The following is a 12855-nucleotide window of genomic DNA, read 5'->3' on the forward strand; positions in this document are numbered from 1 at the left end:
GGGGGTGACGAACTTAATATTTATATTTAATACCCAGTTTGTCAAATTTTTCAATGGCATTTAGCAGTTTGAGATTCTGCATTTGCAGACATGCAAATGTTTGATATTCGTCGAAATAAGTGCCAATAGCAAGTAACTTAAGCTCAAAAGGAGTTAGGTAGGTATTGAAATATTGTAAGATAGCTCCTTCCCAGTCGGGTGCATTAGTGATGTCTTCTACTTCCTGCTGACTTGGGTAGGGTATCTCCACATTTAATTGTTGTATAGAAGCTAAGCCATTTACCTCCACAATGCCAATTTCTGCCCATTCTTTCCATTCAAAAGAGGTTAACCTGTTGGTCTGACTTAAGGCCAGTTCAATTTGCTTCCATATCCAATTTAGATCAGGTTTCTTTTTAGAAGGGAGTTTTTTGCTGATGATTTCGGCGTCAGTCTCGGTTAACATGTAAGAAAACAGATCTGATAGCTCTGTGTGGACGTCAAGGTCGCTCAACCTGGGCTGGATAATTTGTTCACGCTCCATTCTGCGCCATAATGATTCGATTTCCTCTATGTCATCTCCATCAATAGCATATTCGGTAGGTATCGGCTTACGGTCACCCTCTTTCATCCTTTTTATACAGACGGTCTCTTCTTTGAGATATATTTCATAAGATCTGTAATCCATAAAATTAGTAGAGAACACAATTCGATCGGAATAAATCTTATGTACGAGGCTCTCGTCTTCATCAAAATAAGTTTCACCCTTTTCTGATCCGTATTTAGATGTGATGAACTGGAAGTCGGATAGGTTAATAACGATCATTAATGGAAAGTTGTTTTTATTTCAAACATAGTTAAAAGAATACTTCGAATGGCTTTCTGTATCTCATTTGTTTCGAATGATGATGTATTTGACAATTGGTGCGAAATATTTGATCTTGTATTTATGTTGTGTTTGCTTTTATTTAATAAATAATATCATAAATTAGGTTGTAGATGTTAAGCAACGACTTAATCTGTATCATAGGGATATGATCTTACTTATTCAAATAAGCTAAATGAAAAAACAACTGTTAATGCTCCTCTTCGCAACCTCAATATTATTTGGTTGTGAAGCTTCTTCAATTAAGAATGGAAGAATTGCGTATAAAAAATACTTTAATAAGGTGTTGAAGGATCCACACTCCCTGGTGATTTATAATGAAAGAGCTGAAGAATGGGGCCCGGCCAAAGCTAAATTTGATCTGGATTATGGGGCGAAAAATGAGTTGGGTGGAACAGTTAGAAGGGTGATCACAGTTTACACTACAGGGGATGCCCTTTTAGAGATTCTGGAAGGCGATCAGAAGGGGTTTTATATCTTGGATAATTCAGCCTCCTCAGGAGCTGGCGATGTTCAGGCAGAACCGCAGAAACCTGCTGTTGACACCTCAGCTCATCCCGAAATCCCTCTTGTTTTAAGAAAGCCAGACAAGTAAAAGAACATTCATTAATCATAGACATATAGACATCTGCATATCTATATGTCTATGATTGGTTTATAAACCGTAGGCTTTGTCTACTACAGAAAGAATCAACTCTTTCACCGTGACCCCCTGTTGGGCAGCCAGAATTTTTAATGCTTTTAATGAGCTCTTTTTAAGTCTCAAGGGATAAGTTACCGTTTCATCTTCAGCTGCTGGTGCCGCTTTTTCTTCTTTGGCTGCAACTTCCTTTATTGGAGAATTGAATAGGGCAGATACACCTCCTAAGTTTTTGTTGTTGTCCTCTATATCGCCTAAGTTTTTCTTTGCCATAATCTTTATATTTTTTCTACAATTTCATCAGTCAGATTCGCATAATCAACCGCTGCATTTGATACAGGTGCATATTCAAATACATCTACACCCTTAAGCTGAGCCTCTACCAATGCTACGTTAACCCTGATAGAAGTTTCAAATAGTTTGTCATTGAAATATTTCTTGATGCTTTCTGTGATTTGTTCTGTGATGACACGTCTTGGGTTGATTTTAGTAATGAATACTCCACCAATAGTTAGGTTTTCATTGTAATGTGTCCTGACGTCGGAAATGATCGAGATCAAACGGTCTATCCCTCTGTAAGCGAAGTATTCAGCTTCTAAAGGAATCATGACCGTATCGGCTGCAACCAATGCATTAACGGTCAGCATTCCCAGAGCCGGTGCACAGTCAATCAATACATAATCGTACTTTCCTTCTACACTTTTTAACAATCTTTTAAGGATGGTTTCTCTGCCAAGTCTGGAAACCAATTCAATTTCTGCTCCCAATAAATCAAGAGAAGAGGGGATGATATCCAGGTACTCTGAAACTGATTCGATAGGTAGGGCGACATCATCTTTTATGCTGTCATAGATTGAAACTTTCACATCCCTGAATCCTAAGCCCTCCGTTAGGTTCGACTGAGGGTCAATATCAACCAGTAAGGTTTTCTTCTTTATACGCGCTAATCCAGCGCCAATATTTAGGGTGGAAGTTGTTTTCCCTGTACCACCTTTATGGTTTATTATCGCAATAATCTTCATATCAATATATCTTTATACAAGAACACAATGATACTAAGATATATTGATATGAGTATTCCTTTGATTCATTATATCTGTATATATTCTATATCTGATTAGTATTTAGTGATTTAAAATTGCAATTCTGATGTTTAAAGCGGTATTTTGGAATTGTCTCAGATGTATATGTGTCAGTATATAAGTGTATCTATATGATTAAGATATATTTATATCTACATATCAGGACATCTTTATATTAAGCTTGTTTTATATGTCTATATGTACAGGAGTCTGTATATCAGTGTGTCAATATATCTTAGTATCTTTATGTCTTCATGGGTAGCTTTTTCGATCAGTACTTGTAAAGATTTGTTCGTTTTAATTGATATTCTTGTTGTTTGTCCCTCATTTTTAATGAGATATGGTTTTATAGACTTGAAAATGTTTTAGAATAGAAGATGTCTTTATCTACTTCCTGTCGAGTATGATGAGCATTATACTTACTATTTCTGCTAAAATATGGGTAATGCACCCTGATTGGATATCTGTTTTAAGTGATTTAATATTCTGTAAAACAGATTGTTAGTTGGTTTTCCTGCTACAGGAAAACACTTTATTTAACTTATTGACCTGCTCTTTTATTTGACAGACCAACCTGATGAGGCCCTTTTGATCAACAGGAGCTATCTGGCTAATTAATCTCTGTATTTTAGAACCTCCTATTGTTGTTACCATTGCTTCTTTATAAGTTAATGTTCCCTTAATATACCCACGGATTTCAGCTCCTATTTTTGCGTCAAAGAGTTTCTTTGATACAAGCATGTCAAAATCAATTACATCATTAGGGGATAAAATTTTATTGGAAAAATATAGTCAGGGAAATACTTCTGCCTATAATGTTCTTTTTAAGCGTTACTATGATCCACTTTATGGCTACGCTTTAAAAAATGTAAAAGAGGCAGGGATTGCTGAAGAACTCACTATGGATGTCATGCTCGGTCTATGGAAAACCAAAGGAGATGTGCTGGTCGAAGATAACCTCAAAGCCTACCTCTATCGTTCTGTAAAGAATGCCATCTATAACCATTACCGTAAAAAGATACTAAATACGGTATCCCTTGAACTGGTCTCAGAAGACTTGAATCATATTTCTAGAGCTGCTGATCATGAACTGGACAGCAGAGAGCTGGAACAGGTTTACCGCCAGAAGTTAAACCAGTTAAGTCCTCAGCGCAGAAAGGTTTATGAAATGAGCAGAGAAGAGAATATGACCTATTCGGAGATTGCCAGGAATCTTGATTTATCTGTCAACACCGTAGAAAACTATATGGTTGCTTCCCTGAGCTTTTTTCGCAAGCAATTGAAAGAGCATGCAGACTTTACCCTGATTGTACTGATCAGCCTGTTGTTGGGTTAGTTGTTCTTTTTCTGTATTTCCATCTTCCGGACAGGTAATTAAAAACGAGACTTTTCTTGTAGTTGCACTTGGGTCAATAGGAGCTCCTCCCGGAGCATACCTGTAAAAATGCTATGGAAATTCTGAATAAAAGATTGTGATGATATTTTTTTCATATCCCATAGGTGGTGTCCTTCAATAATTGTGTTTTACATCATGAAGGACAATAAGAATGGAGCCAGAGCATAAAGATAAAACCCTGATTAGAAAATACCTCAATCACAATTGTACTCCTGAAGAGATGAAGGAAGTAAAGAGGTTGATGTTGGTTCCGGGTACACAACAAATTTTTGACGAGCTGCTGTCGGAAAGCTGGACAGGGCTGGAAGCAGTAGAAAATACAGATCAGCCACATCTTCAGGAAAAGCTGCAACAGTTTTATAAAAAACTGGAAGGGGAAGAAGTGCAGCGTTTTCAACAGAAGGAAGAAGAAGAGGGAATGGTCCGCTCTATAAAACAGCGCAACTATTTGCGTTACGCCGCTATATTGGCGGTCATATTTCTGAGTCTGGGTACTTATGGAATCCTTCAATATAAAAAAACTCCGGTAGAGGAGCAGATCGCTATGCGTGAGATTTTAAATCCCCGCGGACAACGTTCAAGGATTGTATTGCCAGATAGTTCGGCTGTTTATCTTGGAGCGGGTAGCCGGATTACTTTTCCTGAGCAATTTGAAACAAACTCCAGGGAGATCGCACTTGAAGGTGAAGCCTTCTTTGAAGTTACACAGGATCCAAAGAAACCTTTTATCGTCCACACCGGGAAAGTACAAACCAGAGTACTCGGAACTTCCTTTAAAATTGATGCCTTCAGCAACCGCCCATTAACCGTAGCAGTGGCGACAGGAAAAGTAAGGGTTGATGACTATACTGGGCAGAAGAGTAAATCACTGGCGATCCTGACTCCCGGACAAAAAATAACCTACGACCAGGGGATGGTTAAGACTGTTGCCACCGAAATTGAGGAGATCAGTGGATGGAAAGCCGCCCGACTGGTATTTCATAATCAATCCCTCAAAGAGATTACCACAGAACTGGAACGCTGGTATAACGTAGAAATCAGTTTTGAGCACAATGGAAAAGCAAAGGAAAAGATTTCAGTTGTATTGCAGGCTGATGTCCCGCTCAACAAGATCATGAAAATATTGGCTGCAACAGGTCATTTTAAATATCACATAACCTCTCGGAATGTTTCGATTAATTAACAACACAAATCAGGAAAGGAAAGCTATGTAAGGTTGTCTACAAACAAACATTCCCCGCCTGGAAGGGCAGGGAACGAATTAATGTCCATAAACCGTATGATTTCGACGTCCTAACGGTTTAAAGCAACCCGTACCTGTAAACAGTTACGGAATTTTAACAGATCATCGCCTCGCAGCGAATAAACCAGTAATGTTCAAAAATATGCAAAAAGGATTAAAACTATATCCTTCAATTCGATTTATTATGAAATGCTCTTTTATCCTCATTGCGGCCCAGCTTACTTTTATAAGTGTCCTGATGGCCAGTAATGTAAAGAGTCAGGATCTTGATCATAAAATAAGCCTGCGGTTAGAAAATGTGACCATCGCACAGGGGTTGTCTGCAATCGGGAAGGTGGGAAACATCCGTTTTTCTCTGAGAGAACAATCTGTGCAAAAGGAAAAGAAGAATGTGACGCTTGTTGCCGCACAGATTAGTGTGAGGGAAGCCATCAACAAACTCCTGTCCAATACCGGTTTGCAATATAAACTGGTGGAAGGTTATGTGGTGGTGGACAGCAAGCCTGTTCCTATCGTGATTACCGGAACGGTGAGCGATCAGAAAACAAGGGAAACGCTCATCGGTGTAAGTGTAAAGCTGAAAGGAACGAATACCGCTGCATCTACTGATGTGAACGGTAAATTCAAAATCTCGGTTCCCGAAGGCGGAGGAGTTCTGGTCATCTCTTATATGGGATACCAGAGCAGGGAAATTAAAGTTGATGCGGCAACCAAAGAGCTGAACATCAATTTAAGTGCTTCTTCTACTCAGCTTAGTGAGGTGACGGTTCAGGCCAGACGGAAAACAAATACTGAGGTTGCAGTTCTGGATGAACGTAAAAAGTCGGCCATTGTACAGGATGCGATTTCTGCAGTTCAAATAGAACGGACAGGAAGTATTACCACTACTCAGGCGCTGCAAAGGGTTTCAGGCGTTACCATCACCGATGATAAATATGTAGCCATCCGTGGTTTAGGTGATAGAAGTGTGATCGGGCAACTGAACGGTGTCCGCCTGGCTTCTTCTGATCCGGACCGCAGCTCTATTCCCTTAGACCTGGTTCCGGCCTCGCTTTTAGACAACATCACGATTTATAAAACGGTAACCCCGGATAAACCTGCGGATGCCGCCGCCGGAATTGTAGAACTGAAAACGAAATCTGTACCAGACAGTATGGTCTTTGATGTGATCATCCAATCCGGTTTCAATTCCAATATTGGTATTGGCGGACAGCACAATAGTTTCTTCAATAGTGATATGGGCTTCCTGGGGGATAAAATCAATAAGAAAAACTTATCTGCTGATTTCCTAAACCTTGCCACACAATACAAAGGCGGACTCCCACAAATCCAGAGTATGATTGCCAACAGCGGATACAGTCCGGAGATGAAGCAGGAAGTGAAAAGAATCAATGGTATTATGCAGGGATTTGATCCGGTGATGACCACACGTTACAAACAAAGCCCCCTGAACCAATTGTATTCTGCTACTTTCGGAAACAGCTATACCTTGTTTAAAAAACATAAACTGGGTGTAATTGCCGGTGGGAATTATTATCGCCGTACCACCGATATTTCTGGTGGGGATATCCAGCAATACAGTATCTATCAGGGAGTGGTAACAGGGAACCCGCAAGTGAGCAGCCCAAGGAATATTCCTAATTACATTACCCCTAACAGCTTATTTATGGGTAAATATCAGACCTATAAAGAGAATACCGGTACAGAAACCCTGAATTATGGAACTTTATTGGGTTTAACTTACCGTTTCAGCCCACAGCATGAAGTCAGCATGCAATACCTGGGGAGCTGGGGTGGAGAAACCCAGGCAACCAATATGTTCGGGCGCTATGAATACACGGGATTACCTGGTGATGTACGCAGTACGATCTATTCTCTTAAACAATCCTACCGCAAGCTCAATACATTTAACCTTCAGGGAGAACATAAATTTCTCAAAGGAGAGTATGCTCCCAGGTTGAGTTATAATATCGCTTCTTCAAGAGCAGGTCAGAATGATCCGGATTACCGTTTTGTAACCCTTGCAGATTATATGCCAAAAGGGGAAGCTTACTACGGCAGGCCAACGACTGGTCCTAATATGGGGAACAACGACCTGGTGAACTCAGCGCATTTATATGCGTTGTCATCTGGTTATGTAAATGGCTTTGGTGCTTATGGTATCATTCAGGCAGAGCCTAACGGACGACGTTACAGAAATCTGGATGAGAAAAATTACAACTATAAAGCAGACATCAGTATTCCTTTTAAACTCTTTGGAGAAAAACAGGAATTTAAAACCGGGCTCAATTACCTGAACCGCGACCGTGATTTCAGAGAGAACGTCCTGTTTCTTCCAGGCTCTAACTTCTCTTCTCTTGGCGCATTGCCATTGTACAGGGTAGATGGGAATCTGGACCGTCTGGTTAGTCCGGAGGTGATTGGGATTCGTCCGATGGCCCCGGGAACCGGAGAAGGAGCTGCCCCGATAGGTGGATTTTTATACAACAGTCAGAAATCCCCGAATAATTATACCGGTTTCTTTGAAACCAAGGCCGCATACGCAATGGTCGATCTGAAAGTAACCAAAGACCTGAGGTTAACCGGAGGGGTACGTTTTGAATCTACCAATATCCAGTCTGCAGTGGATACGGTAGGTGTATTTTTAGATCCTGCATTAACGGCTCCCGGAGCAGGAGGAACAAGAATTCCTTTATCTTTAATCAGCCCTAATTCTGTTTATAAAACAGGGTATAAACCTTATTATTCCTTAAACGCGACCTACAACTTTAAGGATAAAATGAATTTCAGGGCAGGATACAATACCACATTGGCCAGACCGGAACTCAGAGAGATCACCAACGTGTTTGAATTTGATGCCTTCCAGATGGGATTGGTCGTAGGAAATCCAAACCTGATCAATCAATACACTCAAAACCTGGATTTCCGTTGGGAGTATTTCCCGAACAACGGGGAGGTGATTGCAGTGTCTCTATTCGGAAAGCGGATTCAGAACCAGTTGTATAAAGTATTCAGTCTGCAAACGAGTGGCCTGGCGGCAACTTATCCGGAATATCCAACCATCAGGTTCGAGAACGATCCTAATATTGGTAAAGTCTGGGGATTAGAGCTGGAAATTGTAAAAGACCTGGGCAGAATCTGGGACCCGCTTCAGAATTTCTTTATCGGTACCAACCTCCTGCTCGCTCAAAGTCAGATTAAAAAATCTCCGGAACGTTTGGAAGCAAACCGTTCCCTGGACAGACATACACCGAGCAACAGTCCACTGTTTGAACAGGCACCTTATTCCCTTAACGGATGGCTGAACTATAACAATAAACGTGCTGGAACAAGCCTGACCGGGACATTTAACATGGTAGGGGAGCGCCTGGTACAGATCAATCTGACTGGTGAACCGGATCTGTATACCCGCCCGGTTCCGGTCCTTGATTTTGTGTTCAGTCAGCGGATCTTTAAGAACGTAATTTTTAAAGGTTACATGAAAAACCTGCTGAATCCATCTGTTAAAACGGTGTATGCCAATCCTGGAACTGGCGGTACCTGGTATGGAAATGAATACCTGAACCGCGGTTATAAACGTGGCAGTGAATTTATGATGGGTTTCACTTATAACTTGTTTTAATGATGAAAGAACTAAAAAAATATATGCTGTTTGTCCTGTTGCTTGCTATTGTAGCCTGCAAGAAGGATAAAACAGATTTTCAATATGATAACCGCAAAGTAACGGATAGCCGCAAAAATTCCACAGTAAGACTGATCAACCTTGCCGGTTATAATCAGGTAAGACTCAATGGAGATACCCTGACCAATTATGTGGTCAGAGCACCAAATGATCCCAGGGCAGGACAATATCCGGGGACACTTTATTTTCCCGATAACGGAAGATTAGGGACAACCTGGTATATCCCTCAAAATCTTTTGGATAAAGGTGCTGCAAAAGTATTTGTGGAAACCAAAATCTACAATCCATTGGTAGATACGCTTAAACTGGAAGTCAGCGAAGAGCCTCAGCAAGCCATGGATTATTACCTTTTGCCGAAGAAAGAGACATATGGGGTAACCGGGCAGCCTCCCTTTATTAAAATACCAAGATCGGTAGCTTCCCCTGCGAATCCTGCCAATTTTAAGGTCAGGATCCTGAATCTGTCTGCTAAGGTTCTTCCTGCGCAGGGAATGGAAGACCTGATGGGACCAATGAGCCTGACCTGGGCAGATGGGACGTCAGTAAGTGATAAAACCAATAATATCCCTCCGGGTCAGTATTCGGAATACATAGAGCTTCCTTATGGTACTGCCCAGCTAAAAGTACTGACGCAAAATGGTATTCAGATTTCTGGTGCGGGACCGGATGTCTTGGATGCGGCAACATCAACGATATTCGGTACTACACTGACTTATGCTCCGGTAAAAACCTATGCACCTGGTGGAGTTTATACCATTGTGGTGGCAGCAAGGGAATTTGAAATTCCTTACAGAGATGGCAATCCTGGAGAAACAGTGAAAGGATATCAAAATGCATTCCGCATCATCAATGACATCTCCGAACCTTTGAACCTGAGTTATGGGAGGGTTCAGGCTGTAAATGCGGTTCCGGGTACCACAGGAATGAAAGTGTTAATCAATGGAAAAGTGCTGGATGGTCCGATGAATTATGCGACAAATACTGCGTATCAAAGCCTGATTGTTGGTGGATATCAGATTGAGGCAGTAGATGCTTCGGGTGCAGTTCTGGCTACAAAATCCTTCCAGCTGGATGCCAATACCAATTTCTCTTTCTGGGTTCATCCGGATGCAGAGGGGAAAACTATGATCAGTGCCATTGCCAATGATTTGAGTGGGATATTTGTCGGGGAAGCGGGAGATGATGCTTCTTCAGCACGATTTACACGGGAATATCCTTTCGGTATTCGCTTCCTGAACCTTTGTCCGGACGTTCCTTACCTCACCCTGACAACAGATAATGCACAGGCATTTTCCAGTTTGTACGGATTTAATACCGTTGCCGTGAATAACCTGAGGCCAGGGATTGCACCTACGGTGGCCCCATATATCAGGCCTTACCAGGATGCCAGACCTTACCAGATTATGGCCTTCCGTTCTTCACCTTCAGTGGTTCCGGGAACCTGGGCAAGTGACATTCCGGTGCTGACCGGCAAAAATCTCATCGCCAGACCAGAATTGTATGTGAGGGGAGAATTGCCCAATCATGAACCTGGTTTTTATACCATCGCATTGGTGGGAAGCACAAAGGCCCCCGCAGGGAGTGCCGGAAAAGCAAAAATGATCATTGTGAAACACAATAAATAGAAGCGTTATGGCACAATTAAGATTACAAAATATACTGTTCTGCGCTGCGGTCCTCCTGCTTTTTGCCAGCGGCTGCAGTAAAGTCGATTATGCAAAAATAGACGATCCTGCTTATTTAAGGGTCTTCAATAACCTGAACTATGTTGTCGGGCTGGAGAATAAAGATGAAGAAGTTCCCTTTCTGACCATGTTGATTGATCCGGAAATGGATAAAGACGGAATACCGGTCAAAGCAGGGATTAAAGGAGATTTTCTGGATCAGCGGGAGCCTTATGCACCCCCATATCCTTCTCATGTGGGCAGCAGCACTTCTTACAAAAATCCTGAATATCCGGGAAAGGAAAATGTTCTGGTAGGCCCTGTACTAAACGGCTTTGACCTGAGCAGCTGGGCGCAGATCCCTTCAGGAAAACACCGGATTGTATTTATGTTCCGTCCGGTAAATAATGTGCCCTTCTTTAATCTGGAATCCCGTTTGAAGCAAAAAGTATTGATTGATACCACCATTATGCTGGATTCAAAAGAGGTGTATACGCTACACATCCTGCAGAAGAATTTCCAGACCAAGAAGAACGGGGTCTACCTGAGAAAGGAAAATTTTCATAAGCTCTCTTTATCAGATTCACTGGTTTACGTGAATTTCTATAACATGAGTGCCAAAGGGTTTCAGGAATCTAGTAACGACCTGAAAGAAGCGAATAGAAAATCAGGTTCATTGAGGTATGGGATCAAGGACAATATGAACATTTTTCAATCGCTGTTCACAAGTGAGAAAACGATGCTGAGTCCGGTTTATTCCAGTACCTATAAGTTTATGGGACAGCTGACAAGGAATTCTGAAGTGCTGGAAGTGAGTAAGTATTACAGCTTTCCACTCTTCGCCGATCCTAAATCAAATGGGATATACACCAATATCTGGCAACGTTTTGACCTGATGGCGCTGGGTATGAATCCTGCAAATAATCCATATGAACCTTATCTCATGAATACCGAAGGGAACTGGGCCCCGATCAACTGCATGGTTGATGGTAAATCGCAACTGGAAGGAAATGACAACGGAGCACAGTTGCCGAACATGATTATAAACATTCATTCAGGGAAATACAATCCCCGCTCTTTTGCAACGGTGAATACGATTGAAATTGTAAACGGTAATGTTTACCTGACTACGATTCAGAGAAAATATGCCCCACCTATCTATTAACAATGCAGATCAGATTCTAAAAATATGCTAATGAACACTAGAAAATCAATAACACAGTCATTACTCCTGATCCCCGTATTCTTGCTGCTGGTGCTCCAGTCCTGCAAGCACAATGATCTGGAAATTGAAAAGGAAAATGAAAATTTCAGGCTGGCGACAGATTTTATAAAGAACAATTATGACATGACCCTTTTTTACGCCGCAGTGGAAAAGGTCGGACTGACAGAGAAATTGAGAGAAAACGGACCTTTTACCTTATTAGTACCTAATGATGCTGCCTTCCGGGAACTGGGCATCAACCGTCCTTCAGATTTTAATAAAATGAATCAGGATAGTCTTAAGAGTCTTGTGGAAAGACACATTCTGAGCAGACGGCTGCTATTTAGTGATGTGCCGCACAATGGCGTGGATGTACGTTATGCAACTCTGGCAGGAACAGAGGTGTACACTTCTAAGGCGGGGTATGCTCCTGGAAATGCTGCTTTCGCTGCTAATGACCTTTATTTCAATGGCTCTCCGGTAACACGTAAGGATGTGACACTGGCAAACGGAACTTTGCATATGCTCAATAAGGTGATGAAATATACGCCTGCGATGACCATTCAGGCCTGGTTATCTGCCCGTCCGAAGTACAGCATTTTTGTAGCAGGTTTAAAGAAATTCGGATTCTGGGATCAGTTGGCCACAGCCGGACCATTCACGGTATTTGCCCCGGATAATGATGGTTTGAAAGCAAAAGGGATTACCGAAGCTTCAATTGCCGAAATGGATGCACAGTTATATCATGGGACACGTTTGTTTGGCAGTTATATTCTGCCTAAGAGCCATTTCTTTCTTTCAGATTTTGAGGTGTTCAGAGTCAATAATGGTCAGGAGTTTCTGGCCAAAAAGATTGATAATGATACCTGGTTTTCATATGTGTCTACAACGAAAAACTTTTTTACAAAAGCGATCACTGGAACTATAAGCCTGAGAACTGCACCTTCCTATCCCAATGTCATCTATGGAAATGCAGGAGCCAAAGTTCCGGCCTCATCAGATCACCTGTTTGATAACGGGGTGCTGCACGAAGTAAAAGGGGTGTTGTTGTTACCCGGACAAGCCTTAAAAAATTGATA

Annotated in this window: 10 protein-coding genes; 7 read left to right on the forward strand and 3 right to left on the reverse strand. The window is 41.6% G+C overall.

All coding sequences use genetic code 11. From position 1 onward, the window contains the following. Window positions 1-13 precede the first annotated feature (13 nt). On the reverse strand, window positions 14-805 hold the full coding sequence (locus BUC20_RS19165) for a hypothetical protein (protein WP_073232633.1): 792 nt from the start codon (window positions 803-805) through the stop codon (window positions 14-16). Window positions 806-1040: 235 nt separating this feature from the next. Between BUC20_RS19165 and BUC20_RS19170 the strand changes: the two genes are divergently transcribed. After that, window positions 1041-1460, forward strand: coding sequence for a hypothetical protein (locus tag BUC20_RS19170; protein ID WP_073232634.1), 420 nt, complete (start codon window positions 1041-1043; stop codon window positions 1458-1460). Window positions 1461-1520: 60 nt separating this feature from the next. Here BUC20_RS19170 and BUC20_RS19175 read toward each other — a convergent pair whose 3' ends face one another. Together BUC20_RS19175 and BUC20_RS19180 are read right to left on the reverse strand one after the other, a co-directional pair. Next, entirely contained in the window at window positions 1521-1778 is a 258-nt protein-coding gene (locus BUC20_RS19175) for a hypothetical protein (protein WP_073232635.1), read from the reverse strand. A 5-nt stretch (window positions 1779-1783) separates the two neighbouring features. Next, window positions 1784-2527 carry a ParA family protein gene (locus tag BUC20_RS19180; RefSeq protein WP_073232636.1) on the reverse strand — a complete coding sequence of 248 codons (744 nt, stop codon included), beginning with the start codon at window positions 2525-2527 and terminating at the stop codon, window positions 1784-1786. Between the two features lie 799 nt (window positions 2528-3326). Here BUC20_RS19180 and BUC20_RS19190 point away from each other — a divergent pair. The 6 genes from BUC20_RS19190 to BUC20_RS19215 all read left to right on the forward strand — a co-directional run bounded on the left by BUC20_RS19190 (window position 3327) and on the right by BUC20_RS19215 (window position 12853). Continuing rightward, on the forward strand, window positions 3327-3923 hold the full coding sequence (locus BUC20_RS19190) for an RNA polymerase sigma-70 factor (RefSeq protein WP_073232638.1): 597 nt from the start codon (window positions 3327-3329) through the stop codon (window positions 3921-3923). Between the two features lie 211 nt (window positions 3924-4134). Beyond that, window positions 4135-5166, forward strand: coding sequence for a FecR family protein (locus BUC20_RS19195; protein WP_073232639.1), 1032 nt, complete (start codon window positions 4135-4137; stop codon window positions 5164-5166). 244 nt (window positions 5167-5410) lie between these two features. Next, window positions 5411-8848: a TonB-dependent receptor gene (locus tag BUC20_RS19200; protein WP_234994555.1), complete on the forward strand. Its 3438-nt coding sequence runs from the start codon at window positions 5411-5413 to the stop codon at window positions 8846-8848. Then, window positions 8848-10533 carry a DUF4397 domain-containing protein gene (locus BUC20_RS19205; protein WP_234994556.1) on the forward strand — a complete coding sequence of 562 codons (1686 nt, stop codon included), beginning with the start codon at window positions 8848-8850 and terminating at the stop codon, window positions 10531-10533. The genes BUC20_RS19200 and BUC20_RS19205 overlap by 1 nt, the downstream gene beginning before the upstream one ends. A gap of 7 nt (window positions 10534-10540) precedes the next feature. Further along, entirely contained in the window at window positions 10541-11737 is a 1197-nt protein-coding gene (locus BUC20_RS19210) for a hypothetical protein (protein ID WP_073232641.1), read from the forward strand. A 30-nt stretch (window positions 11738-11767) separates the two neighbouring features. Next, entirely contained in the window at window positions 11768-12853 is a 1086-nt protein-coding gene (locus tag BUC20_RS19215; protein WP_159441131.1) for a fasciclin domain-containing protein, read from the forward strand. Window positions 12854-12855: the final 2 nt, after the last annotated feature.

Source organism: Pedobacter caeni (assembly GCF_900129215.1).
GTDB classification, from domain to species: domain Bacteria; phylum Bacteroidota; class Bacteroidia; order Sphingobacteriales; family Sphingobacteriaceae; genus Pedobacter; species Pedobacter caeni.

Bases quoted from the DNA above. Each gene is read 5' to 3' on its own strand.
- BUC20_RS19165 (WP_073232633.1), bottom strand. From the start codon at position 805: ATGATCGTTATTAACCTATCCGACTTCCAGTTCATCACATCTAAATAC.
- BUC20_RS19170 (WP_073232634.1), top strand. From the start codon at position 1,041: ATGAAAAAACAACTGTTAATGCTCCTCTTCGCAACCTCAATATTATTT.
- BUC20_RS19175 (WP_073232635.1), bottom strand. From the start codon at position 1,778: ATGGCAAAGAAAAACTTAGGCGATATAGAGGACAACAACAAAAACTTA.
- BUC20_RS19180 (WP_073232636.1), bottom strand. From the start codon at position 2,527: ATGAAGATTATTGCGATAATAAACCATAAAGGTGGTACAGGGAAAACA.
- BUC20_RS19190 (WP_073232638.1), top strand. From the start codon at position 3,327: ATGTCAAAATCAATTACATCATTAGGGGATAAAATTTTATTGGAAAAA.
- BUC20_RS19195 (WP_073232639.1), top strand. From the start codon at position 4,135: ATGGAGCCAGAGCATAAAGATAAAACCCTGATTAGAAAATACCTCAAT.
- BUC20_RS19200 (WP_234994555.1), top strand. From the start codon at position 5,411: ATGAAATGCTCTTTTATCCTCATTGCGGCCCAGCTTACTTTTATAAGT.
- BUC20_RS19205 (WP_234994556.1), top strand. From the start codon at position 8,848: ATGATGAAAGAACTAAAAAAATATATGCTGTTTGTCCTGTTGCTTGCT.
- BUC20_RS19210 (WP_073232641.1), top strand. From the start codon at position 10,541: ATGGCACAATTAAGATTACAAAATATACTGTTCTGCGCTGCGGTCCTC.
- BUC20_RS19215 (WP_159441131.1), top strand. From the start codon at position 11,768: ATGAACACTAGAAAATCAATAACACAGTCATTACTCCTGATCCCCGTA.